This window comes from Methanolobus bombayensis, assembly GCF_017873415.1.
Classification (GTDB): Archaea; Halobacteriota; Methanosarcinia; order Methanosarcinales; family Methanosarcinaceae; genus Methanolobus; species Methanolobus bombayensis.
In genome coordinates this window covers 62,935-86,859 of sequence record NZ_JAGGKD010000005.1, presented here as the reverse complement: position 1 = coordinate 86,859, position 23,925 = coordinate 62,935, and the positions used below count along the sequence as shown (strand labels likewise).

At 42.6% G+C, this 23,925-nt stretch carries 32 protein-coding genes; 4 read left to right on the top strand and 28 right to left on the bottom strand.

The features are described 5' to 3' along the window. From J2746_RS07515 to rpl3p, 19 genes are read right to left on the bottom strand one after another with little or no spacing between them, the layout of a single operon-like run. On the bottom strand, positions 1-459 hold the full coding sequence (locus tag J2746_RS07515; RefSeq protein ID WP_209618614.1) for a 50S ribosomal protein L19e: 459 nt from the start codon (positions 457-459) through the stop codon (positions 1-3). Continuing rightward, on the bottom strand, positions 452-850 hold the full coding sequence (locus J2746_RS07510) for a 50S ribosomal protein L32e (protein ID WP_209618610.1): 399 nt from the start codon (positions 848-850) through the stop codon (positions 452-454). Before J2746_RS07510 ends, J2746_RS07515 begins: the two co-directional genes overlap by 8 nt. 9 nt (positions 851-859) lie before the next feature. After that, the gene (locus J2746_RS07505) at positions 860-1,393 is read right to left on the bottom strand and encodes a 50S ribosomal protein L6 (RefSeq protein ID WP_209618607.1); all 534 of its coding nucleotides are present in this window, start codon (positions 1,391-1,393) and stop codon (positions 860-862) included. 15 nt (positions 1,394-1,408) lie between these two features. Next, the gene (locus tag J2746_RS07500) at positions 1,409-1,801 is read right to left on the bottom strand and encodes a 30S ribosomal protein S8 (protein ID WP_209618604.1); all 393 of its coding nucleotides are present in this window, start codon (positions 1,799-1,801) and stop codon (positions 1,409-1,411) included. Positions 1,802-1,811: 10 nt separating this feature from the next. Then, the gene (locus tag J2746_RS07495; protein WP_209618600.1) at positions 1,812-1,964 is read right to left on the bottom strand and encodes a 30S ribosomal protein S14; all 153 of its coding nucleotides are present in this window, start codon (positions 1,962-1,964) and stop codon (positions 1,812-1,814) included. Beyond that, positions 1,965-2,462, bottom strand: a complete 498-nt coding sequence (locus tag J2746_RS07490; RefSeq protein WP_209619057.1) for a 50S ribosomal protein L5 — start codon at positions 2,460-2,462, stop codon at positions 1,965-1,967. It abuts the gene before it with no gap. A gap of 4 nt (positions 2,463-2,466) precedes the next feature. Further along, positions 2,467-3,177 (bottom strand): 30S ribosomal protein S4e, encoded by a 711-nt coding sequence (locus J2746_RS07485; protein WP_209618597.1) that lies wholly within the window; start codon positions 3,175-3,177, stop codon positions 2,467-2,469. A 4-nt stretch (positions 3,178-3,181) separates the two neighbouring features. Continuing rightward, complete coding sequence (gene rplX / locus J2746_RS07480; protein ID WP_209618594.1) at positions 3,182-3,535, bottom strand: 50S ribosomal protein L24; 354 nt, start codon at positions 3,533-3,535, stop codon at positions 3,182-3,184. Positions 3,536-3,546: 11 nt separating this feature from the next. Further along, positions 3,547-3,945 carry a 50S ribosomal protein L14 gene (locus tag J2746_RS07475; protein WP_209618591.1) on the bottom strand — a complete coding sequence of 133 codons (399 nt, stop codon included), beginning with the start codon at positions 3,943-3,945 and terminating at the stop codon, positions 3,547-3,549. After that, entirely contained in the window at positions 3,942-4,271 is a 330-nt protein-coding gene (locus J2746_RS07470; protein WP_209618588.1) for a 30S ribosomal protein S17, read from the bottom strand. Before J2746_RS07470 ends, J2746_RS07475 begins: the two co-directional genes overlap by 4 nt. Before the next feature lie 5 nt (positions 4,272-4,276). Further along, the gene (rnp1, locus tag J2746_RS07465) at positions 4,277-4,588 is read right to left on the bottom strand and encodes a ribonuclease P protein component 1 (RefSeq protein ID WP_209618585.1); all 312 of its coding nucleotides are present in this window, start codon (positions 4,586-4,588) and stop codon (positions 4,277-4,279) included. Position 4,589: 1 nt separating this feature from the next. Further along, a complete protein-coding gene (gene rpmC, locus J2746_RS07460; protein WP_209618583.1) occupies positions 4,590-4,793 on the bottom strand; it encodes a 50S ribosomal protein L29 in 204 nt (67 codons plus the stop codon). After that, a complete protein-coding gene (locus J2746_RS07455) occupies positions 4,793-5,716 on the bottom strand; it encodes a 30S ribosomal protein S3 (RefSeq protein WP_209618580.1) in 924 nt (307 codons plus the stop codon). Before J2746_RS07455 ends, rpmC begins: the two co-directional genes overlap by 1 nt. Then, entirely contained in the window at positions 5,716-6,171 is a 456-nt protein-coding gene (locus J2746_RS07450; protein WP_209618576.1) for a 50S ribosomal protein L22, read from the bottom strand. Before J2746_RS07450 ends, J2746_RS07455 begins: the two co-directional genes overlap by 1 nt. 10 nt (positions 6,172-6,181) lie before the next feature. Beyond that, positions 6,182-6,595, bottom strand: coding sequence for a 30S ribosomal protein S19 (locus J2746_RS07445; protein ID WP_209618573.1), 414 nt, complete (start codon positions 6,593-6,595; stop codon positions 6,182-6,184). A 14-nt stretch (positions 6,596-6,609) separates the two neighbouring features. After that, positions 6,610-7,323 (bottom strand): 50S ribosomal protein L2, encoded by a 714-nt coding sequence (locus J2746_RS07440; protein ID WP_209618570.1) that lies wholly within the window; start codon positions 7,321-7,323, stop codon positions 6,610-6,612. An 11-nt stretch (positions 7,324-7,334) separates the two neighbouring features. After that, positions 7,335-7,583, bottom strand: a complete 249-nt coding sequence (locus J2746_RS07435; RefSeq protein ID WP_209618567.1) for a 50S ribosomal protein L23 — start codon at positions 7,581-7,583, stop codon at positions 7,335-7,337. Beyond that, a complete protein-coding gene (rpl4p, locus tag J2746_RS07430; RefSeq protein WP_209618564.1) occupies positions 7,580-8,341 on the bottom strand; it encodes a 50S ribosomal protein L4 in 762 nt (253 codons plus the stop codon). Before rpl4p ends, J2746_RS07435 begins: the two co-directional genes overlap by 4 nt. Before the next feature lie 5 nt (positions 8,342-8,346). Beyond that, a complete protein-coding gene (gene rpl3p / locus J2746_RS07425; protein WP_209618561.1) occupies positions 8,347-9,360 on the bottom strand; it encodes a 50S ribosomal protein L3 in 1,014 nt (337 codons plus the stop codon). 661 nt (positions 9,361-10,021) lie between these two features. Between rpl3p and galU the strand changes: the two genes are divergently transcribed. Beyond that, a complete protein-coding gene (galU, locus tag J2746_RS07420) occupies positions 10,022-10,885 on the top strand; it encodes a UTP--glucose-1-phosphate uridylyltransferase GalU (protein ID WP_342451815.1) in 864 nt (287 codons plus the stop codon). A gap of 41 nt (positions 10,886-10,926) precedes the next feature. On the opposite strand, the gene J2746_RS07415 is transcribed toward galU, so the two are convergent. The 7 genes from J2746_RS07415 to iorA form a co-directional block, all read right to left on the bottom strand. Beyond that, a complete protein-coding gene (locus tag J2746_RS07415; protein WP_209618556.1) occupies positions 10,927-11,172 on the bottom strand; it encodes a hypothetical protein in 246 nt (81 codons plus the stop codon). A gap of 5 nt (positions 11,173-11,177) precedes the next feature. Next, positions 11,178-12,248: a PASTA domain-containing protein gene (locus tag J2746_RS07410; RefSeq protein WP_209618553.1), complete on the bottom strand. Its 1,071-nt coding sequence runs from the start codon at positions 12,246-12,248 to the stop codon at positions 11,178-11,180. A 16-nt stretch (positions 12,249-12,264) separates the two neighbouring features. Further along, positions 12,265-12,672 carry a hypothetical protein gene (locus tag J2746_RS07405; protein WP_209618551.1) on the bottom strand — a complete coding sequence of 136 codons (408 nt, stop codon included), beginning with the start codon at positions 12,670-12,672 and terminating at the stop codon, positions 12,265-12,267. Positions 12,673-12,743: 71 nt separating this feature from the next. Then, on the bottom strand, positions 12,744-13,358 hold the full coding sequence (locus J2746_RS07400; RefSeq protein WP_209618548.1) for a hypothetical protein: 615 nt from the start codon (positions 13,356-13,358) through the stop codon (positions 12,744-12,746). Positions 13,359-13,575: 217 nt separating this feature from the next. Further along, positions 13,576-14,679, bottom strand: coding sequence for a VWA domain-containing protein (locus J2746_RS07395; RefSeq protein WP_209618545.1), 1,104 nt, complete (start codon positions 14,677-14,679; stop codon positions 13,576-13,578). A gap of 337 nt (positions 14,680-15,016) precedes the next feature. Beyond that, on the bottom strand, positions 15,017-15,613 hold the full coding sequence (locus tag J2746_RS07390; RefSeq protein ID WP_209618541.1) for an indolepyruvate oxidoreductase subunit beta: 597 nt from the start codon (positions 15,611-15,613) through the stop codon (positions 15,017-15,019). Beyond that, positions 15,610-17,439 carry an indolepyruvate ferredoxin oxidoreductase subunit alpha gene (gene iorA, locus J2746_RS07385; protein WP_209618538.1) on the bottom strand — a complete coding sequence of 610 codons (1,830 nt, stop codon included), beginning with the start codon at positions 17,437-17,439 and terminating at the stop codon, positions 15,610-15,612. The genes J2746_RS07390 and iorA overlap by 4 nt, the downstream gene beginning before the upstream one ends. 229 nt (positions 17,440-17,668) lie before the next feature. Here iorA and J2746_RS07380 point away from each other — a divergent pair, with 229 nt between their 5' ends. The 3 genes from J2746_RS07380 (at position 17,669) to cca (ending at position 21,638) form a co-directional block, all read left to right on the top strand. Continuing rightward, positions 17,669-19,024 carry a glutamate-5-semialdehyde dehydrogenase gene (locus J2746_RS07380; RefSeq protein WP_209618536.1) on the top strand — a complete coding sequence of 452 codons (1,356 nt, stop codon included), beginning with the start codon at positions 17,669-17,671 and terminating at the stop codon, positions 19,022-19,024. Between the two features lie 36 nt (positions 19,025-19,060). Continuing rightward, complete coding sequence (gene proB, locus J2746_RS07375; RefSeq protein WP_209618533.1) at positions 19,061-20,185, top strand: glutamate 5-kinase; 1,125 nt, start codon at positions 19,061-19,063, stop codon at positions 20,183-20,185. A 106-nt stretch (positions 20,186-20,291) separates the two neighbouring features. Continuing rightward, positions 20,292-21,638 carry a CCA tRNA nucleotidyltransferase gene (gene cca / locus J2746_RS07370; RefSeq protein WP_209618530.1) on the top strand — a complete coding sequence of 449 codons (1,347 nt, stop codon included), beginning with the start codon at positions 20,292-20,294 and terminating at the stop codon, positions 21,636-21,638. Positions 21,639-21,677: 39 nt separating this feature from the next. Here cca and J2746_RS07365 read toward each other — a convergent pair whose 3' ends face one another. Next, entirely contained in the window at positions 21,678-22,532 is an 855-nt protein-coding gene (locus tag J2746_RS07365) for a DNA-3-methyladenine glycosylase family protein (protein WP_342451814.1), read from the bottom strand. Beyond that, positions 22,516-23,925, bottom strand: a complete 1,410-nt coding sequence (locus J2746_RS07360; protein ID WP_209618527.1) for an ADP-dependent glucokinase/phosphofructokinase — start codon at positions 23,923-23,925, stop codon at positions 22,516-22,518. Before J2746_RS07360 ends, J2746_RS07365 begins: the two co-directional genes overlap by 17 nt.

The following is a 23,925-nucleotide window of genomic DNA, read 5'->3' as shown; positions in this document are numbered from 1 at the left end:
TTATTCCTCGTGCTTAATGAGCTTCTCTGACTCAAGGTGTGCTTTAAGGTGAGCTACACTACGGTATTCTCCACCCTTTGCCTTGCGGTAAACCTTACAGTAGGTTGCCCTGTCCAATGAGCCATCTTCACGCATCTGTTTGAGTTCCTTTCTCAGAGCACGGATCTTTTTCATCCACTGCTCCTTGCGAGGATTGCGTGCGCCCTTCTTACCTTTCCTCTTACCGTGTCCTTTACGGTGTCCATACTTACGCTGAGCATCCCTTACTCTTGCACGACCACGGCTTACACCCTTTACAGGAATAAGCTTTATATTGCCAGCTTCAATGAGCTCACGGATGTCAGCTCTTGTGATTGCCACTGCAATATCTTCTGCTGCTTCCGGGTCAAGCCATACCCTTTTAAGACCACAACCAAGTACTTCAGAAGCGATCCTTTTCTGGTTTGTAAGATCAGTCATTCTGTTCACCTCTTGTTGGGTTGAGTACTTTTATTGAAAGTTCTGCAGCCTTTGCCTCAATGAGTGCTTTTTTTCTGCCACCAACTTTTGCAGCGACCCTGATTGCCTCTGTCTCTGCATTGACATTGTCAAGCTGTGAGAGCGTGCAAACTAGAACTTCCGCATATCCGGATGGGTGTAACCCCTTTACAGCGGCAGGACTTCCATAGCCTACCTGTGCGACAGCACCCTTTGCCTTGATGCCCTTGCGCTGTTTACCCTGAAGACCTCTTGGACGTCTCCAGTTGTCGTCCAGACGCTTGTATTTGTGGCTTTCTGTTCTCTTGAACTGAGGTTTTTTGTGCTTCTGGACTTTCCTTACCTTAAAAAGGCGTTTAATGTTATCATCCATTCAAATCACCTACACTATCTTCTCCACAGTGTATATTCCGTCCTGGAATACACGAGGGTCGAATCTCTTGATTCTTGTTGTCTGCTCGATATTGGCAGCTGTCTGTCCAACATCTTCCTTGTTGTTACCTGTGACAACAACCTCATCACCTGAAGCCTTTACTTTGGTCTCTCCGAGAATCTTAGCATTCCTTGCCTTTTTCTCTCCAAGGAAATTGCTGATCATCAACCTGTCCCCTTCAACCTTAAGCTGCATAGGGAAGTGAGAGTAAACGACCTTCATCCGATATTCGAATCCCTCTGTAACGCCCTTGATCATATTGGTTATATGGGATGCAAAGGTACCGACCATTGCTTTCTGAGTCTTTTTTATGACTGTTGAATCCACAATGACCTCTGAGCCTTCAATCTCTATCTTGACACCAGGATACCAGAAGTTCCTTTCGGTCATACCTTTTGGGCCTGTTACAGACAGAACCTGACCCTGCATTGTAACGGTCACACCTTCAGGGATCTCGATTATTTTCTTAATTTCTTTTGCCATGTGACATCACATCCATCAGTACACATATGCAAGTAACTGTCCACCTACGTTATTCTCACGGGCTTCGTACTGGGATATCACACCGTTTGATGTGGTCAGTATAAGTGTTCCGAAGTTCTTTGCAGGAAGGAACTGCTTTTCCCATCTTTCAAAATCAGCAGCACCTACTGAATAACGTGGTTTGATAGCACCACACTTGTTGATCCTACCAATAAGTTCGACCTTGTAAACTCCCGCCTTACCATCTTCAACAAACTCGAATTCACCGACATATCCTCGGTCCTGCATGACCTTGAGTACAGTACCAATGAGTTTTGATGCGGGTTTTATAATACAGGAATCTTTACCAATTGCCTCTGCGTTCTTAATTGTAGACAGAGCATCAGCAAGAGGATCTAATAATACCATATCTTTCACCTCACGTATATTTCTCAAATCCCATATCGTGGGCAACTTCACGGAAGCAGTGTCTGCAAAGGTAAATACCATATTTCCTTATGAGACCTTGTTTTCTTCCACATCTCTTACATTCATTTGCTCCTCTTCCAAAGCTCTTTGTGGTTTGTACCATTTATATTACCTCCACGGAGTATTTGTCTTTGAAGAAAGCAATCGTATCCTCTTTTGTTATTCTGTGAGATGTTGGAATCTTCCTCTTGACTATCCTTCTTTTGCTTATCCTGTAACCTGGACGGTTTACAACAACATTGACATCCATTCCAAAGATACCGATGTTAGGATCATATTTCATTCCCGGAAAGTCTGTGTGTTCTTCAATACCAAAGGCAACATTCCCGTATTTATCGAACTGGGATGATCTGAGCTTGCTCTCTACAATATTAAGTGCTGTCTTAAGGAACTCTTCTGCACGGTCAGATCTTAATGTGACCTTACATCCGATTGGTTCATTCTTCTTAATACCAAATGCCGGCAGAGTTCTCTTTGAATATGTCCTTACAACGGACTGGCCGGTAATCTCACTGAGAATGCCCTCAGCATCAACAAGGTGCTGACCACTTTCGCCGACACCCATGTGAACAACTACCTTTTCAACTACAGGTGTTCTCATTGGATTACTCAACTACCTCACCACCTAGTTTGATCTCAGGTTCCTTCTCACCGATAACAACTACGAAATCCTCGATTGTCTCGAACTCATAGTCGCCGGATATGGCAACTGTGTTGTGCCTGGAACTTCTTACTGTGTTGATCTGCTTGATGGTTCCTATTTCACCGGTGTGTCTTCCACCGACGATCATAGCAAGATTACCTTCCTCGTATTTGATGTGTTTGACAATTTCCTTGTCAGGCATAGAGAGGATCAGTGAATCCTTTGTCTTGTAGTCGTTAGAACCTATAAGGTTTGAGCCGTCATTAAGGTTTAGCTGTACAGCCCCGCCTTTTAATATAGTCTTACCATTTATCTTGCAAAGCTTGTTTGCATTCATATCTTCAAGTTTATGAACTTCAAGCCTTCCCTTGCGGTCCAGTAGCATACGGTATGCTACGTCCTCAAGAGGAATTGTAATTACATCCAAAAGACCTACAGGGAATCTGAGATCCTTTCTCATAACACCATCAACAAGCACTTTACCTTCTGAAAGAACGCGCTTTGCTTCTGCACGAGTATCTACGATACCCAGCATATCCCTGAGAACTACGCCCAGAGGAACACTCTGTTGCTTGTGATGTGGACCTGGTCTTGTTGATGTGATCCATTTGTTGGATTTCTTTGATATCTGCCAGCTATTTGGAACAGATATTCTCTTCTGATGTTTGCCCACAAAATCACCTGTTATTGATTACTTTTTCTCTGCGTTCATCCTTCAATTCAAGGGTTGTGATCATCACATTTGAAGGATATACCGGTCTTGCAACCTCAGTTCCGTCTGCCTTTGAAACTGTTATACCTTCAACGACAATGGTTCCATGTTTGAGAGAAATTGCTTCAACCTTGCCACTTGTCCCTGCATGATCGCCACGCATCAGTTTTACTGTGTCACCAATGACAACACTGGCACTGCGGCATCCATACTTTTCACGGAGATCCTTTGAAAGAGGTGCACCCATGTACTTCTGTTTGATGTGCAGAGGAGCAGTAAACCTTGCCTTTCTCTGTTTTCTTGGTTGATTTGATACCATAAATTCACACCTCACATTACCATAGATGCAGTGGTACCGATCTTTGGATACCTTTCTGCTGCTTCCCTTGCAATAGGACCTTTAAAGTCAGTTCCCTTTGGAACCCCGTCCTTATCAACAATAACAACTGCATTGTCTTCGAAGGAAACCCTGAGGCCGTCTGCACGGCGCATTTCCTGCTTCTGTCGTACAACCACTGCAAGAAGAATCTGTTTGCGCATCTCCGGAGTTCCTTTCTTCACGGAAACAACGCACATGTCACCTACACCTGCTCTTGGGTGTCTGTTCTTCACACCTCTGTAGCCCTTTACGGATATAATCTCAACTACACGTGCACCTGTATTGTCCACGCAGTCGATCTTAGCACCAGCGTTAAGTGCACGTGGAACTGTGGATCTTACTCCCCTCATTCCTGTGCCTCCGCCTTAATGACTACATAGGATTTTGTCTTGCTAAGAGGTCTGCATTCGGCCACGGTTACAACGTCCCCTACCTTTGCATCAATGCAGGGTGGATTGTGTGCGTGAATCTTGGACTGCCTCTTTTCATATCTCTGATATTTCTTAATTAGCATCTCATGCCTGCGCTGGATGACCACTGTCTTGCCCATTTTATCGCTGACAACAGTCCCTACAAGGACCTGCCCGCGAACCGGAAGTTCTCCGTGGAAAGGACAATTGACATCATCGCACTCCTCTTCAGGAGTCGGGACATCCAATCCAATATCTTTAACCATGATTATTACCTCATGTGTATTTTTCTTATGTTCTTTGTTCTGTTCTCGGGTTGTGAGAGCAGAAGGTTTCCATTCACTTTAACATACCTCTCAGCATGCTTGCCGGACAGGTGACCAGGTATCTGAAACACAAAGGTTGTACCGTTTTTTTGAACTTTTTTCTCAGTTCTTTCCTTTGTCTGGATAATCAGCATATTCCTGGTTTCGTCGACCACTTTTCCACTTATGGTTTTTAACGCAGTGTTAGTAGACTCTGCTATTTGTACCTGTAATCCGATCAGTTCATGGAATACCAGATTAGAAGGAGTAATCTCCAAGTCAGATCTCCTTCATTTCCCTCTGGACGGTCTTGATCCTTGCAATGGTCCTCCTGAGTTCCCCAATCCTTCCAGGATTGTCAGGAGCACCACCGGCAGATGACAGAGCACGCTCACGAATGAGCTCATCTCTCATCTTTTCAAGTTCATCCATTCTTTCTTCCGGGGACATGTCCCTGATCTCGTTCATTCGAAGAATTGCCATTACTTATCCTCCTTGTGGACGCGTGCAACCGGATGCCAGTAGTCATAGCCTTCATGCTTGTGCTGCCATACACCGTCAACCAGTCTTCTCTGCTCATCTTCGCTTTCCTCGACCGGAACTGAATCATCGGTTTCTGTTGCCTTTTCCTCACTTGTTTCCTCTTCAACTTCTTCAGCTGGAGTTTCTTCAGTAACTTCTGCTTCTGCAGTTTCTTCGGCAACCTCTACTGTTTCCTCTTCGTCAGCAACCTCACCCTCTGATTCCTTGTCTACGAGTTCTGTGATATCAGCCTTTGCAGCTTCTGCTGCCTCGACCTCTTCATCCTCTACGACCTTTTTAATATCAAAAGCGTCAGGTAATACTGCATCCGGAGGGATGATCCTTACTTTACATCCAAGGGTTCCCAGCTTCTTTACAGCTGTTGCGAAACCCTCGTCTACTATATCATCAACAGGTTTTCCAGCGTGCTTTATGTATCCGTCAACAAGTTTCTCAACCCTTGACCTTGCACCTGTCAATTTACCTGAAATAACTATTTCACAGCCCAATGCACCGGAGTTCATAATAGCCCTGAGGGTATTATGACCAGCTTTTCTGAAATACCAGCCTCTTTCAATGGAAGAAGCAAGGCGGCTTGCCATCATCTGAGCATTAAGTTCCGGCTTTTTGACTTCCTGTGCATCTATCTGAGGATTGTCAATATCATACATCCTGTCGATGTCACGGGTCAGCTTGCGGATGACCTTACCGGCCTTACCAATGACCATACCCGGCTTTTCAGCATACACAGTTATCTGGGTACCCATTGGAGTACGGTTAATTTCCATACCGCCATAACCTGCTCTGCTGAGCTGTTTTGTGAAATATTCGTTCATTGAAGCTTTTACATATCCTTCCTGAACGAATTTCTTCTCTATTGCCATTAGCGCACCTCATTCAAAATAATCTCAACGTTCACAGTCTCTGTGTTACTTGGACTGCCACGTCCGCGTGCTCTTGGCCTCATGCCGTGGATCACACGTCCGCGTTTTGCAGCAGCATGTGCAATATACATGTGCTCAGGATCAAGTCCTTTGTATTCAGCATTGCTCCTTGCATTTTCCAGAATCTTGAGGAAAGCCTCGGCAACCTTTACAGGATACCTGCCGTTTGCCATTGGACCTTTTCTGTGTCCTGAACCTTCGCTGTGCCTCTTGAAAGGTACTGCTTGTTTCATGATCATTACATCTTCAAGGTATTTCTGGGCTACACTGGTACGCATGCCTTTGATAGCTTTGCAAAGTTCACGTGACTTTTTCGGAGAGATGTGAAGCTCAGCACCCATAGCCTTCGAACTTGAAGCAGGGTCCATTTCAATTGAATATTCAATTCTTGCCATTTATCTCACCTTACTTAAGTGGTACGAACTTGCTTGAACGGGTTGCTCCCACACCAGCGCTTCCGTGGGTCACTCTTGCGCGTGTTGGTGCGAATTCTCCGAACCTGTGTCCTATCATTTCAGGCTGAATCTCAAATGCCACAAATGACTTGCCGTTGTATACTTCTACAGTTTTGCCGACCATATCAGGGAAAATAATAATGTCCCTGTAGTGGGTCCTCAAATTGTCTTTACCGTCTTTGAGCTGCTGAACAACATTCTTCCTCCCATCCGTGTAGCCCCTCTTAAGAGTGCGGCGTTCACGTGCAGGGAGCATACTGATGAACTCATCTTCGTCCAGAGCCACGAGTTCTGCTACCGTCTTTCCACGGTAGGTAAATTCACCTTTTCGTTTTGGTAATCTTGATGATGATTTTCTTGCCATGTATTAACCTCCGGTTAACGCTTTCCGGTCCTGCGTGCTGCTATCTGACCTACCTTACGACCAGGAGGTGCGTTCCTTCCAACTGTTGTTGGCTTACCAGGATGTTTGCGGTTACCTCCACCATAAGGGTGGTCAATGGCGTTCATAGCAATTCCTGATACACGAGGATACTTTGCAGCTCTTGTCTTCATCTTGTGGTACTTCTTACCTGCCTTAAGGAAAGGCCTGTCCACCCTTCCGCCACCTGCAACGATACCGATTGTTGCACGACATTTAGGATTTAACCACTTCATCTCACCTGATGGCATCTGAACAACTGTCTTACCACGATCGTGGGATACAACTGTTGCATAGGTCCCTGATGCGCGTGCGAAATGTCCGCCATCATTTGGCTTGGACTCGATGTTACAGACTGGACTACCTTCAGGAATCTCTGCAAGAGGCAGGATGTTACCAGGTTTAATCTCAGCTGAAATTCCGCAGGCTATCCTGTCACCTACTGCTATACCTTCAGGTGCAAGGATCAGGCGTTCTTCACCGTTCTCAAAAGAGACTTTAACGACTGGTGCTGAACGAGCCGGATCGTGTGTAATTTCAATAACTGTAGCATAAATTGTGTCTTCTTCATCGACACGTGGGTGTGTAAGTGCAGCTTTGTACTTGTGTGATGGTGCCCTGTATGTTGGTTTGCCAGCACCCCTGTTCTGTGATATAAGTCTTTTACCCATGTCAATTCACCTCACATCAGACCTATTCTGGTCGCTATCTCATGAGCTGCTTCTGTGCCTTCGAAAGTAACAATAGCTTTCTTCAGACCTTTCATTGTGCTCATTGTACAGACTGATGAAACAGGGAATCCGTACATCTTCATTACATCGGCCTTTATCTGCATTTTATTTGCGCGGGAATCAACAATAAACTGGAGTTTGTTGTCATCCAGCAGCATCATTGCTTTTTCTGTAATAAACGGATATTTGATGACGCTCATTCGAACATCCCTCCAAGTGCGGATATTGCAGACTCTGTCCAGACTGTTAATCTGCCTGCCTGTGTACCCGGTGCAAGGAGCTCAGCGTTCAGTGAATCTACGGATACTACATCTACACCGGAGAGGTTCCTTGCGGATTTCATTAGAGGACTGTCGCATGTTGCAACAATAAGAAGACTCTTCTTATTCTTGAATCTCCTGCCTCTGATCTTACCTTTTCCTGCACGGATATTTTTTCCTTCCTTTGCACGGATTACGTCGTCATAAAGACCTGCATTCTGCAGGAAGCTTACAACATCCTTTGTCTTTTCGACGCCTTCAAGATCATCTGCTGCCACCAGTGGAAGCTCTGCATCGAACCTGTGACCACGTGCTGTTACAAGATCAGCATCACATGTTGCAGCAATTGCTGAGCGAATGGCCATGCGCCTTTCCTTTTTGTTGACCTTTTCAGTCCTGTCTGCTTCAGGCTTTGGTGGATGTGCTCTCCTACCGCCTACTGCCTGTGGTACCCTTGCTGCACGGCTTCCGTTAGCAAGTCTTGGAATCTGGGCGACACCTCTGCCTGACCCCCAGGAATGTGCTGATGTGTCCATACCTGAGTACATCCTCGGACCATATGGCTGGTACCTGTCGGACTGAGCTGAAAGAACTGCCCTTTTGATAAGGTCCGGTCTGTATACTTCATCGAATACCTCAGGAAGGTCAATATCTCCCTTGGCATTTCCGGATAAATCAATAATTTTTGTTGTAACCATTCAGTTCACCCCTGCTTGGACTGTGTGCTTACGTGAACAATTTCCGGTTCACCCATAGCAGGTACTTTTGACCTCATTGGATCTCTGAGTCTTACAAGCCTCTTTGAAGGTCCTGGAATGCTACCCTTTATAAGGATATATTCTCCACGTACAAGACCGTAATTGAGGAAACCGCCTGCTGGAGTGATTTCCTCTCCATCTTCGCCTACCTTGAGGATACGCTTGTTGTACTCTGTTCTCTGGTGATAGCCCATCTGTCCCATCTGTGGAACTGTCCATCTTACAATAGCTGGATGCCATGGACCGAGCGTACCTATCTGCCTGAGACTTCCCTGACGTGAGTGCTTGTTCTTTGCAAGGTTGATGCCCCATCTCTTGACAGGTCCCTGGGTACCCTTACCGGTTGTTATTGCTGCTACGTCAACAAATGCGCCTTCGTTGAATACGTCAGTTATTTTGATCTCTGAACCAAGTACAGATTTTGCATACTCGAACTTTGCCTTTACGTCAGAACCACTTACTGCTGTTTCCATGATGTCAGCATTCTTCTTTGGAACACCAGTGAGCTTCTTTGGTAAGGTGTATGTGACGAGCTTGATGTCTGAAACATTGCCTTCATCAACCATACCTTCAATCTTTGTAAGAGCTTCATCGGTGTTTGACTCCTTCGGAAGAGGAATTGTCTTTCCAAGGCTTTCGTCAAGTTCTGCTGCCCATGCATCTGTAAGTGCCTTCTCACCATTTGTTGTCTTGGTGTAGGCACGAATTGCAGCAACACGGACTGCAGGAGTTTCTACTACTGTGACAGGAACAGATACTTCCATGCCTTCTGTGAGGCTGTTCTTAGTATCATCTATCATTACCACATGGGTCATACCTACTTTATAGCCTGCAAAGTCCTGGAGCTTTGGTTCCCCGACAGCTTCAGGCCATGAGTTAAACCTTGGTATGTGGCTTTTTGCTCTTACGCGTGGACTGAAAGCGAGTGATCCTCGTCTTGGTCTGTGTCCTTTTGCCATTATTATTCTCCTAATTTACACATTTTCTTCTTGTGGCAGGTCTATGCAATTTTGCATTGACCATTTTACGCGGGAAAAGTCAGCCAGGAACCGCTATAAGAATGAAGTGACATGATACGGCGGACTCCACGTATCCTCATGATACGCATTCAACGCCGAACCTGTACATTACTCCAGTCGTCAACGGACCCTTTTCATGCCATAAGACATTACTGAGTGGTCTTCATCTCGAAAAGATTTAAACATCCCAGTATTTTAACACATTTTTGTGTAAGCGGGCATTCTTGAAGAGGCCCATTCATACTTCATGTTAAATCCGACTTTTTCGCACTGTAATCTTAATACGCACAGAATTACATATTCAAATGTAATCTAACGTTGCGCCATTAAAGGAATATATTGTATATAAACCCTTTGCAAGTACAAATACAAATAAAAAAACAGCAATTGATCAACTACATATAATTAATTTTGAATAACCGGTACAGACAAATTATATTAGTGTGCCTGCCAGAATTCAATACACTGCATAAACAATCCTGAAGATAATAAAATAAGTCCCGGACAAATAGATAATAAATAGATAGTATGCGTTAGGTACTTTTAGAGAATGTGACATTTATGTACACAAAATCACATGACAGAAAAATGGAGTGAGAAAGTGGAAATAAAAAAAGCTGTGATCCCTGTTGCAGGCATGGGAACAAGATTCTTACCGGCAACAAAATCAATGCCAAAGGAAATGTTACCTGTCATAGACAAGCCAGTTATACATTACGTGGTTGAAGAAGCCATTGCTTCAGGCATTGATGACATAATATTCATTACCGGTAGAAGTAAAAGATCCATAGAGGATTATTTTGATGACTCTCCTGAACTTGAAAGTCACCTTCAAATGAAAAATAAGGATAAAATGCTGAAACTGGTAAAGGACATCTCATCCATGGTTGATATCCACTATATCAGGCAAAAAGAACCAAGAGGACTTGGAGATGCAATCCTCACAGCAAAAAAGCACATTAATGAAGAGCCATTTGCAGTTCTGCTCGGTGACGACATAATTGTAAACGAGAAACCATGTACCAAACAATTGATTGATAATTTCCGGAAATACGGGCGTTCTACAATTGCAGTTGAAGAAGTTCCAATGGAAAAAACCGGCAGTTACGGAATAATAAAAGGACAGGCACTGGATGATTCGCTCTACTCTCTTGAAGATATTGTGGAAAAACCTTCTCCGGAAGATGCACCTTCCAATGTTGGTGCGATCGGAAGATATGTTTTCACTCCTGAAATCCTTGACTGTATCAAAGAAACAGCAGTCGGTGTTGGTAACGAGATACAGCTTACTGATGCTATAAGGATGTTAAACGAGAAACAGAAAGTCTATGCATACAAGTTCACAGGCAAACGATATGACACCGGTGACAAAGTGGAATATGTTAAAGCAATAATTGACTTCGCTCTCAATAAGGAAGATATGAAAGAACAAATAAAAGAACATATCACAGGCATAGACCTGTGAATTGTTTTTTTCTATAAATCCATATTATAAATACATCCCAATTATTGTGAAGCTTTTTTTACAACTTTCCTTACAGTCCTTCCCCTGAAATTCACACCGCCAACAAGTTGAACACCAGATTTGCTTTTTATAACTTCAGAATAATCACCATCAAATGTGGCAATTATACTCTTGTTTGCAACAACATCAACGCGACCACCAATTCCTACAAGGGCTTTAAGGATACCTTCGACCTGTGAAGGAGTTGCATTATCTGCAATCCTTACAAGATGTGTTTCAACAGCCATTTCAACTACTTCCTTGAAAGTGATTTTCTTGTAGAACTAATCCTTGGAACATTCCTTAGGACTGACCTAGAAGCAAATCTGGAAACGTCTTCATTGGCTAACGGTCTACCGGAAACTGCAGCAAACTCTGTTTTCGAACTTGCAACAACAAGATCTATAGCATCCCCTATATCCACATATGTACCGGGTTCAACAGACTGACTTACAACAGTACCTGCTTTCAAAGAATTTGCCTCTTCAGTTACCTTACCCAGAGACAAACCAGAATCAATAAGAGATTTTTTAGCAACTGCAAGAGTATTGCCAGTCATATCCGGAACTTCAACAGAGGTTATCTTTGAAATTACAAGGTCTACAGCATCACCGGACTTTGCAACAGAACTGCCGGATGGAATCTGTGAAAGTACAGTACCCTGTACAAACTTGCTTTCCTTTTCTATGATTTCACCCTGATTAAAACCAGCTTCCTTAATAGCAGCAAGAGCATTATCAAGTTCAAAGCCAACTACATCAGGCACATCAACAAGACTTGATAATACAGGTTCTTTTGATGAGGAGCTGATAGTGAATTGCACCTCACTCAGATTATTTGCCGGAATCAGATCATCAGCTTTAGGCAACTGGAAACGTAGATCATTACCTTCCATTGCAATGTTGGTCTTCAGTTTAATATTCATGGAGCTGACACTGTACTCTACTCTTGAAGATTCACTTTTAAGAGAAGATTCCATTTCATCAAGAGAATCACTGAATGCTTTTACAAGATTTGTCGAGGATAATTCGGATCTGCTACGAGAGAGTACCTCAAGCTTCTTCTCAATTTCCAGTTTTTCATTAATTAGATCTTTGACACGACTCTCAAGTATATTATAGTCCTGTTTTAAAGATAGATTTTCTTTTCTGAGCTGGACAAGTTCATCCGTTTTTGAAACAAGCTCTTTATTAATAACATCAAATTCAGATTCAATGGCTTCGACACTTCTTTCAGCGAGAAGGTAACTTTTTCTTTTTGATGCAGCCGTAGTTGCTCTATTCAACTTTTCCAGGTTCTGTTTTAATTCATTAACATCAACCATTACAATTCCCCGGATATTACTCTTCAACTGATCTGTAGGATGGTGGTACAGATACTATTTTAGTTTTCAGAACACTTGAACCTTCTACATCATAGGAGTTAAGTGATTTATAAGATGCATTCAATGGTGCTGCTTTAAGAACACGTTTATATCCGCGAACACGACCTTTTGAATCTTTTTCTTCTTCATATGACATGGAAAGAGCCATCTTGAGTTCAATGTCCACTTCAGGCATGTGATACCATGTAGCTTCCAGATTGTAATCTTTAAGTGCTTCATCGCTGGATAACTCGATCTGAGTATCAATTGAGTTACGGTCCATTGCTTTTTGGGTCTGAGCAATTGATTTACCCATTTCAGCAAGAATCGTTGAGAGCGGACTAACAAGAACCTCTTCTATACTTTTGCTACTAATGGATGGCATATATACCTCCTGATTATTTTGAAAAATAAATGATCAATGCAGGAATTCTGCATTGATATAAAATATCTACCTTACTCTGAAGAGCCGCTCTCTTTGACCCTGACGGTCGGAACAGCTTTTTCCGGAGCAGGTACTGGCTTCAAGGTGGTCCTCAGAAGACTTGTTCCTGATTCATTGAAGGTGAACTTTGACTTATATGTTGCATCATAAGTTGAAGTGTATGCAACATTAGTAGTGTTCTCATAACTTACCTTTGATTTTCCAAAAAGAAGGCCTGCAAGACCACCTGATTTATAGCTTCCCTTTATCTTGGACTCATTGGTAAAGTTGAATTCTCTGCCATATTTTCTTTCAGTTGAGTATTCCCTCTTCATTGAGATTGTCATTTTTACTTCAATGATAGATTCAGTAAACTCATAAAAACGTGGCTCAAGACCATAGGTTAGCAGGGACATTGGTTGATCATTTGTAACTACATTACTTGCAGTTACGTTACCATCCTCATCCACTGTTTCTTCTATGTAGAGAATTACACTTCCAGCCTCAAGTTCTGTTTCTGCAAGGGCCTGTGCAACATTGATAGAGTTCATATCAAGTGCTGTTTGTCCCTCTGCAATGGCAAATGCCATTTCTTTTATCATGTCCCCAAAAGGAACATCCAATAGTTTTTGACCAACTGATACCATATTTTACCCTCCAAAATTTATGGTGCAATATAATATACGGCAATATAATTTAAAGACTTTGCTAAAAATAACAAAGTAAATATAAAAAAGATATCTGAGTAAGTATGCACATCACGAAAAAATCATAAATAGATTAAAATAAATAAACATTAATACATTGAAATAAGATTGAATAATCCTATTTTAGAAATAAAAAAATAAAAAGATGAGAGTAGTTTTACTCCCTCTTACTGAATATAAATGCCAATCCAATAATTGCAATCATTGGTATTGCGACTGTTGGAAACTCAGGAATTTCCTCATTTGGAGGGATATTTTCACCGACTGTAATGTATGCCTGTGGAATATTTACAGATCCTGCATCAGTTCCTTCACTGTCATCATAATATACTTTAGCATCAGGAACCACATCAACAGGTAATCTGGTTCCAGTCCTATCACATTTTGCTTCGAAAGTCAGAGTGACTGTTTCATCAGCAGACATATCAGGATCAGCATCGTTTATAGCACCAATATTGAGCCAGGTTATTATTGTAGTTCCATTGACGGGGTCTTCAACTATATTATCTGGAACAATGTTAAATGAACCTTCATCAATAATATAATCCTGAGTTATTTCAACAACATCTACATTATAAGGGATTGTAGAAGCAGCTATTTCAGAATAGATGTCCTGATAAATATCATCAAGGTTTTCTGCAGTTGGTGATGAATAGAATTTCCCACCAGTAGTATTAGCCATATCTACTAAATCTGCATCAGGAGCGGAACCTCCCAATCCTATGCTATAAATAGTGTATCCTTTGTCAGCAGCATCTTGTGCAGTACTATGATAATATGTACCTTGTCCATCACTAAGGAAAATAATAACTTCTGCAGATGCTCCTGATCTTGGATTAGAATCTAACAATTCTATTGATTTAGTTAAACCCACATCGAGATTTGTTCCACCTGAACTGTCAACATCATCTATCCTATCCTTGATATGAGAGAAATCATCACTCAATGACTCAAAAAAGTCTATATTACTGTCCCAGCTAACAACACCTGCTGTATCCTTTGTCGAGTCCATCTTATCTACAAACTCTTTTGCTGCAGTTAAACGATCTTCAGCCGGATCGTTTGAACCCATACTTCCAGAACTGTCTATAGCAAATATAACATCCATAGGAACAGATGTTGTAGTGGCACTGCCTGCACCTGTTACTTCTATAGTTACGGTGGTAATATCATTAGTACCGCTACCAGCAACGTTGATATTTGTTGGTGATGCTGTTTTTTCAACCGTTGGTTCTGCTATAACACCATTTGCGCTTACCATCCCCACCATTGAGATAGTGACTATACATAAAATAGCTACCAAGAACATATCTGCCGATAGCTTATACAATTTACTTTTGTTAATCATAGGTCATTACTCCACTATACCGTACCATTTATGAAACCAGATCAAACACGACATGCAAGTATCATGCAATAGATTCTGAACATAGTTTCTTAATATAGCTATTTTTGATTATCATTCTGTATATAGATTGCGCATCCGATAGCGTTTAAAAATATATAATAAAAGATAATAGATTAGAACAAAATAGAATCATCGAGAAAAATATAAAAAGTGCAAGAAATTGATAAATAAAATCAAAAGGATGATAAAATCATCCCTGTGTAACATACATGCCCATCTCAAAAGCCTTTACGTTGATATCAATGGTTTTCGGAGGGACAAGATCTCTGACACATCCAACCAGAGTATCAACTGATATTGGCAGGTAGTTCGAGACCGCACCCACCATAACAACATTCATGGACTGTGGATGGCCTGCTTCTTTTGCAAGTTCAGTTGCATTAAAAGCCTTAACCTTATGAGTCTCTTCCAGCTTTGCAATAATTGCATCAACATCCGGATAGGAACAAAGTCCCGAGGTGACAGTTACCGGAAGAATCGGTTTGGTATTTACTATAATAGTACCATCATCAGAAAGGAATTCAAGATACCTGAGCGCCTCACTTGGTTCGAGTGCAAGCAGAACGTCAGCTCCTTTCATTGGGATCATAGAACCAAGTTCACAGCCGATCCTGATATGGTTGACCACTGATCCACCACGCTGTGCCATTCCATGTGTTTCTGCTGCACGTACGGACATATTTTCTTTGACAGCAGCCTTACCGATTATGTCAGATGCAAGTATAGTACCCTGCCCACCGACACCGGCGATTACAAGATCAAATTTGGATATTCCTTCAGCACTCATTTCTTCACCTCCGTGATGGCATCAAACTTACACAGGGCTGCACATACTCCACAGCCTGTGCACATTGCATTGATAGATGCTTTCTTTGTAGTAGTGTCAAACTCAATTGCAGGACAACCAAGATTCACACACAGTTTGCACCCTACACATTCCTCAGCATCGATTGTAAATGGTTTCCTGCGAATACCGGAACGTTTTGCATCAATGACGCAGAACTGCCTCGTGATAACGACCGATGTTCCCTCATATTCCTTTGCCCTTTTAAAGACCTCTTCTGTCTTTTCAAGATCATAAGGATCAACTGTTTCAACAAAGCCGGCACCCATGCTCTTACATAACTCCTCAAGAGAAACTTCAACGGTTGGCTCACCTGTTGCAAGCTTGCCCATTCCGGGATTTGGCTGGTGACCGGTCATTGCTGTTGTGCGATTGTCTACTATAGTTACTGTTATGTCCGCATTATTATAGATAGAATTAAGCAGGCCATTTACTCCCGTATGGAAGAATGTCGAATCCCCGATAGAGCAGCAGATAGGTTTTTTCTCTCCTGCCTGATACATTCCACTTGCTACGGTTATGCTCCCACCCATACAGAGTGTTGTGTCAACTGTGCCGCTCTGGATACCCAGTGTGTAACAACCGATATCACTTGGGAAGATAGCATCCTTGCCGTAGACCTTTTTCATGACATGGAAACTTGCCCTGTGGGAACATCCCGGACACATGACAGGAGGACGCATTGGAAGGTCGATCCTGCATCTGTCGTAATCGAAGTCCTCTGCAACTTCTGCCGGGACATCCGGTCTTTCAAGTTCAAGGACCTCTGCAAGAACATCTGCACAGATATCGGTGTTCAGTTCGTAGATTCTTGGCACCGGGCCCTGGAGCTTTCCGATTATTTCTACGCTTGAGCCGGTTTCCTGTGCGATTATCCTTACCTGTTCCTCAACTACTGGCTCCATTTCCTCGAAGATGATTATCTTCTCTGTATTCTCCATGAGGGTGCGAATCTTATTTTCTGGAAGAGGACAGGTTCCGATCTTCAGGAATGAAGCATTGATTCCCTGTTTGATGACAGCTTCTTTTGCATAGACTGAAGCAATGCCTGATGCTATGACTCCGACCTTTGCGCCATCTGCGAGTTCAAGAGAGTTCCATGGTGAGTTCTCAAGTTCTTCCTGCATGGTTTTCTGAATCTCAAGAAGGTGAGGGTGCTGTATCCTTGCATTCTTTGGGACCATGACCCAGCGTTCCAGTTCCTTTACAAACTCTGCTGCAGGTCTTGTTTCTTCTACCGGTCCAAGTTCTATGTCGGATTTTCCATGTGAGATACGGGTTGTAGGTCTGAAGATAATAGGCATCTGAACCTTGTTTGAAAATTCAAATGCGTAGGGGATCATATCCTTGGCTTCCTGTGGTGTGGAAGGGTCAAGACATGGTATGAGTGAGAATTGTGAGTACCTGCGGGTGTCCTGCTCATTCTGTGATGAGTGACATGACGGGTCGTCTGCTACGATTATTATCATGCTGCCTTTGACACCTGTGTAGGCAAGTGTGAGTAACGGGTCTGCTGCTACGTTTAAACCGACGTGTTTCATGGTTGCTACTGAACGCACACCAGTCATTGCAGCTCCGGCTGCTACTTCAAGGGCAACTTTCTCATTGACCGACCACTCTACGTAAAAGTCTCTTTCCTTCATTCCTGCCAGTGTACCGATGACCTCAGAGGAAGGTGTTCCGGGATAACCGGATATTACCTGTCCGCCTCCTTCCACGATACCGCGTGCAATTGCAACGTTTCCCAGCATGTACTCGCGTGTGCTCATGTTAATCTCCTGTTAGCCCATACTTAATGATTATTAATAAAGATATCTGGAAGAGTGTTGCGTGTTAGCATATGTCAGAGCATGTTGATTTGCAATAAATATAAACATAGAAAATCCAAGAATCAAACTATCACATAATCGACAAATATAAAACCAAAGAACTATGTGCAATACCTCTATAGTATATAATCTGACATCACTCTTTTAACAAACCCAAGGTGGTTTATTCATGGTTCTTGAAATTGAAGAAAAGGTCATTGAGGCAAAAAAGGCTTCCATTATTCTTGCAAGTGTCAGCACAAACACAAAAAATGTTGCCCTTGAAGCAATGGCACAGGCACTTGACGATAATCGCGATAAGATACTCGAAGCAAACCAGAAAGACATTGAGGCGGCAGAGAAGCTCAAAAGGAAAGGAGAACTTTCCCAGGCTCTTGTAGACAGGCTCAAGGTCAGCGACAGCAAGATCAGCGGAATGATAGACGGCATCCGTGATGTGATTAAACTTGAAGACCCTGTGGGTGAAACTATCGATGCACTTGAACTTGATCAGGGACTTGAACTCTATCAGGTAAGCTGCCCGATCGGACTTATCGGAGTAATATTTGAAGCACGTCCAGATGTAGTTCCACAGGTCATGTCCTTATGCCTTAAAAGCGGCAATGCAACCATATTCAAAGGTGGAAGCGAGGCACTCAACTCCAACCGCACAATTTTCGACTTATTAAATGAAGCCGCAGAATCCGTAAAAGGAATGCCAACCGGCGCATTCCAGCTCATGGAAACAAGGGAAGAGGTCAACGATATTCTCAGCATGGATGCATACATCGACCTGCTCATCCCAAGAGGTTCAAATGCATTTGTCAAATACATGCAGGACAACACCAAGATTCCGGTACTCGGACACGCAGACGGTATCTGTCATGTTTATGTTGACGATGAAGCAGACCTTTCAAAAGCATACGAAGTCTGTTTCGATTCAAAAGTACAGTACCCTGCTGTATGTAACGCAATGGAGACACTGCTTGTAAACTCAGAGATCGCTGACAAGTTCCTGCCAAAGATGGCAAGGATGTATGATGACGCAGGCGTCCAGATGCGTTGTGATGAAACATCCTTTGAGATACTCGGACAGATAGATTTCCTTAAAAGTATAGCCAGAGCCATTGAAGATGACTGGAGAACCGAGTACAACGACCTCACACTCTCCATAAAGATAGTAGAGTCTATGGATGAAGCCATTGAGCACATCAATAACTACGGTTCACACCACACAGACGGCATCATTACAGAGAACGAACTCAAGAAGAAGAAGTTCACAGACCTTATTGATTCATCCAGCGTAATGCTCAACGCATCAACCAGATTTGCAGACGGCTTCCGTTATGGAAAAGGAGCAGAAGTCGGAATCAGCACAAACAAAATACATGCACGTGGTCCTGTGGGAATGGAAGGACTTCTCATCTACAAATATATATTAGTAGGCAACGGAGACAAAGTTGCAGACTACACCGGAGATGAAGCTAAGAAATTCACTCACCGTAAGCTCAACAAGAAAGTCGGTGATGCAGTTTCCAGAAAGTAAGAAGGAACAACACTAAAACACGCAGGAGCATCACTTTTGTACGACAGGAAAGAGCTCTTCAACGATGTGAACAGAATAGTTGTAAAAATTGGAACATCATCCATCAATACCGAAGACGGAAAGCTCAACAAAGAGTTCATGGAAAACATGGCTGCACAGGTTGCCGAACTTCATGAAATGGGAAAAAAGGTCATCCTGGTAAGCTCAGGAGCCATCGGTATTGGTATTGACATCCTTGATTTTGACACCCGTCCAAAAGAAATACCGGTCAGACAGGCATGTGCCGCTGTCGGCCAGGGCGTACTCATGCAACAATGGTGCGAATCCTTTTCAAAGCACAACCTGAAGGTAGCCCAGATTCTCCTGACATACGAATCATTCTCAAACAGACTTACATATCTCAATCTCAGGAACAGTATTTCCACCCTTCTGAGCTATGGTGTAATACCAATTATCAATGAGAATGACAGCACATCTGTCAATGAGATAGAAGCAACATTCGGTGACAACGACAAACTTTCCGCAATGGTTGCCAGTAAAATGGAAGCCGATCTCCTCATAATTCTTTCAGATATTGACGGCCTTTACGATAAGAACCCAAAACGCAATCATAATGCTAAACTCCTGAGTCTTGTTGAAGAAATTACTCCTGAAATCGAAAGCTATGGGGGTAACCCTACAAGCATGAAAGGTGTTGGTGGTATGAGAACCAAGATCGAGGCTGCCAAGATTTGCTACATGTCAGGCTGCTATATGATCATTACAAACAGCGCAACTGAGAATGTGGTTACAAAAGTGCTTTCAGGAGAAGATATTGGTACACTGTTCCTTGCCAATCAGGACGTACACAAGAACAGGATCCGCTGGATACTGCTTTCAAAATCCTGTGGATCAATAGAAGTTGATGCCGGTGCAAGGGAAGCAATACTTAACAGTATGAGCCTGCTTCCATCAGGAGTCACAGGAGTGAGTGGCGCTTTTGACAGAGGAGAAATTGTGGATGTAATCTGTGAAGGTATGGTCTTTGCAAAAGGAATAACAGACTACACCTCTGAAGAACTGGAACAGGTCAAAGGACAGCATACCGACATGATTGCTGACATTCTTGGTTACAAGAATTATAATCATGTAATCAAGAAAGAAAATATCGGAATTTGTTAAACTGACTTCATCGGCCACGAGCACCCCGGCTGACTTTTTTATAAATACCTTCATTACTTTTTTATAACTGGCCCTCCTTATAAAGGTTCAAATCCAAAGATCAAAAATGACACTCGAAGAACAGGTACTTAAAAGGATCAAGCCAGGTACTGATGAAAAAGATAAGTTGCAGGAAGTTGCTTCTGAACTACTTAACAAAGTCAGTACTATTGCAAGAATAAAGGGAGTAGAAGGCATAGTGCCAAAACTTGTTGGCTCTGCAGCCAGAAACACATGGATATCAGGCACACATGACCTTGATATCTTTATCTCATTTCCTGAAAGTGTTAGTCGGGAAGAACTGGAAACAAACGGCCTGCTTATAGCAAGAGAAGTTGCAAGAAATGCAATTAACGTAGAGGAACGCTATGCTGAACATCCTTACCTTAACATGCATTACAAAGGTTTTGATGTTGATCTTGTACCCTGCTTTGCTGTTGAGTCCGCATCTGAGATCAAATCCGCAGTTGACAGGACACCATTCCACAATGAATTCATCAAAATGAGCATCCCCGGCAGAGAGGATGATGTACTCATCATGAAACAATTCATGAAAGGTACCGGAACCTACGGTTCTGAACTTCGGACCCAGGGTTTTTCAGGTTATCTCACTGAACTCCTTATAGTCCACTATGGATCATTCCGCAACCTTATACGCAATGCCTGCAACTGGAAACCGGGACTTGTAATAGACATGCTGGAACATGGGACAGTAAAACACGAAGACCCCTTAGTTGTTGTAGATCCTACTGATCCTAAAAGGAATGTAGCTGCAGCACTTTCCCTGAACCGCTTTGCCCAGTTCATCGATGCATGCAGAGCTTATTCTGATAATCCTTCCGAAGAATTCTTTTTTCCAAAACCCAGGGAACCTATGTCAGATGATGAGGTCATCGAAATGATAACCTCAAGAAGGAGCTCCTTTGTTGCCATTTCTTTTAATACTCCTGACGTTGTTGACGATATATTATATCCGCAACTGGACAAAATGGAACAATCCATCTGTGCCTTCTTTGAAAAGTACGATTTTCATGTACTCAATTCAGGATACTGGGCAAACGAAGAAGCGATAGTTTTGATAGAGCTTACCACATCCCAGCTCCCATTTGTCAAAAAACATAGAGGTCCACCTGTCTGGTCACGTGAACATGCAAAAGGTTTCAAAGACAAATACAAAGGTTCAGATGAGCTTTTCTCTCTCTACATTGAGGATGGATTCTATATTGCTGATATCAGGCGCAAGTTCACCACAGCAAAAGAACTGCTTGAGGAGAGGATACAACACTGTTCTCTGGGAAAACATCTTGGTAAAACAGTAGAGTCAGGTTTTACCATACTTGAGAACACAGACATCGCCAAGGTAAATGATTCCGATTTCAGAAAATTCCTTAGAAAATGGGAACAGGGAAAGTAACTAACCATCGTATTACAGCCAGACCCGCACCTGTAAGACTCAAAGTCCTTCAAGTCTTTTTTGATAGAAGAAATACTGCTGCGCATAGCCACAGTAGTGCCCAAAATACATTCTTCCCCAATTACCGATTTTGCTTTTGGTTGCATTCCCATTGAAATATTCATGATTCCCATATACGGTTTTCACAACCTTTTCAACATGAGTATCTACAGGAAATGCTTCCATCTTCTCAAATGCAAAAAGTAGAATACAATCCGCGACCTTCTCACCGATGCCTTCAAGGAACATCAATCTCTGCTTGGCTTCCTCATAATCCACCTTGAAAATATCATCAAGAATCAGAGTACCATCTTCAACATGTCTTGCAGCCTTAATAACACGGCCACCCCTGAAACCAAGCTTGCATGCTCTCAGGTCATCATCACATGCATGAACAAGTTCATCAGGTTCAGGAAAACGGTAGTAACCATCCTCAATCTCTTTTCCGTAGTTCTTGCACATCATTGAAATCGCACGCTTGATGTTAGGGATACTCCATGCTGTTGCAAGCATGTAGGATATCAGACACTCCCAGGGGTCCTGTCTGATAAGACGGAGTCCCATGTACTTGTTTATGGCTTCATCCATGAACTCATCCTTATTCACTTCCTGAAGAATGGAATCCAGATCATCGTCAAAACGGAAGTAATTCTCAAAGAAACTTTTAGGCAGAGAGCATTCTACCAGAACCTCACCACTTTCCCTGTCCTGCTGCAACCTTGCAACATGGCCATTCACAACCCCGGTCCACCAGCCATCTATCAGGTCCCAGCGGAAGACCTGACCGCAATCAAGAGTATAATCAAGATTGAAATTCTCTGAGAAAAGAGTATACATGTCAGGAAGTGAGTTCAAGCTCCCTTAAAAAAATAGCGGCTGATATGGTGTCCCCAAGTCCTACGGTTGAAATGGGATCATCACATATACGTGTCGGAACAATGGTTACCTGATATGAGTCATGTATTCCGCATACGGTACTGCATTTCCATTTATCCTCAATATGCTGTGAGAGCCTTGAACATTCCTTTTTACCAAATTCACTTTCCGGAATATCAGATGCAATTCCAAGCAATGCATCCCTGTCAGCAAGTTTACCGGAACATGCAAAAGCTGCAGCGCACCCGGCTCCGAAGTTCATTGCCTCGATTATGACCTCAGGGTCATCATTCTTCATGCATGATACCGAAACAACAAATTCCCTGGTATGTACGATCATCCTGCAAAGGCCTGAATCGTTACATAGTGAAATTGCGGCATCTGCAATTGCGAATGAATCCATTTCAAGGATTGGCTTTGGGTCAATGCCGTTTAAACTTGCAAGCATGGAAAGTTCGTCCTCGTTCATCCCTATTCTATCCACAATTGGTGAAAGCTTAGAGAATGCGTACAAAGCAATATCATTAGATGAAAAGTGACCGAATTCAACATGGATGTGCAAGTCCCTACGGATATCTTTCCAGCTTTGAAGTTGCTTCAAGGATGTATCCAGTTTTTCCTTATACCCTGGAGAAGCATTGGCTGAATTATTCTGAGACAAGTCATTTTTATTCTCCTGAAGCATATGATAACCGGAAATTATAGCTCCATCCATCTCCGAGACATGATTCATTGAATATTTTCTGAATTCTGCATCCATATGAAGTTCAAAATTTAGCGGATCATAGGTTGCTATGAACCTGTTCTCTCTTGGAACTGTGAATTCCTGTCCTGAAATAGATACTACATCGCCTTTTCTAAAATCAAAAACAAAATGTATGAGTTCTGGTTTATTATTGCTATCATGTTCCGGAAGTATTTTTTCCAGTTCAGAGCTTTTATAGAGCCTTCCTTCAAATGGATGATAAATTGATTTATTAGAAAAAAAAGAAAGCTGCAACTTTGATAAACTTGCTACATTGGGCACAACCTTTGAAGCTCCAAGTTCTGAAAGGACGTTGGACATTATTCCCATGTTGCCGCCCATTCGCATAAAAGAACCATCAATGAATGTCTCCTTTATCCAGTCCAATACACTTGAATCACTGATCAGCCACTCTGCACCTGTGCCTTCACGCATACAGGCGATAAGTCCTGCCAGGAAATCAGATTTTGAAGAAATTGAACCAGGTGGTGAGATTATTTTCTTATTGAACTCGTCTGCAAATGCAGGATCTTCAGCTTCTAGTTCTTCGAGCATTTGAGATAATTCACTGCCACCAATATGGTAAATAGAATCAATATTGGCATTGTAGGCACAGAGAATATTCAT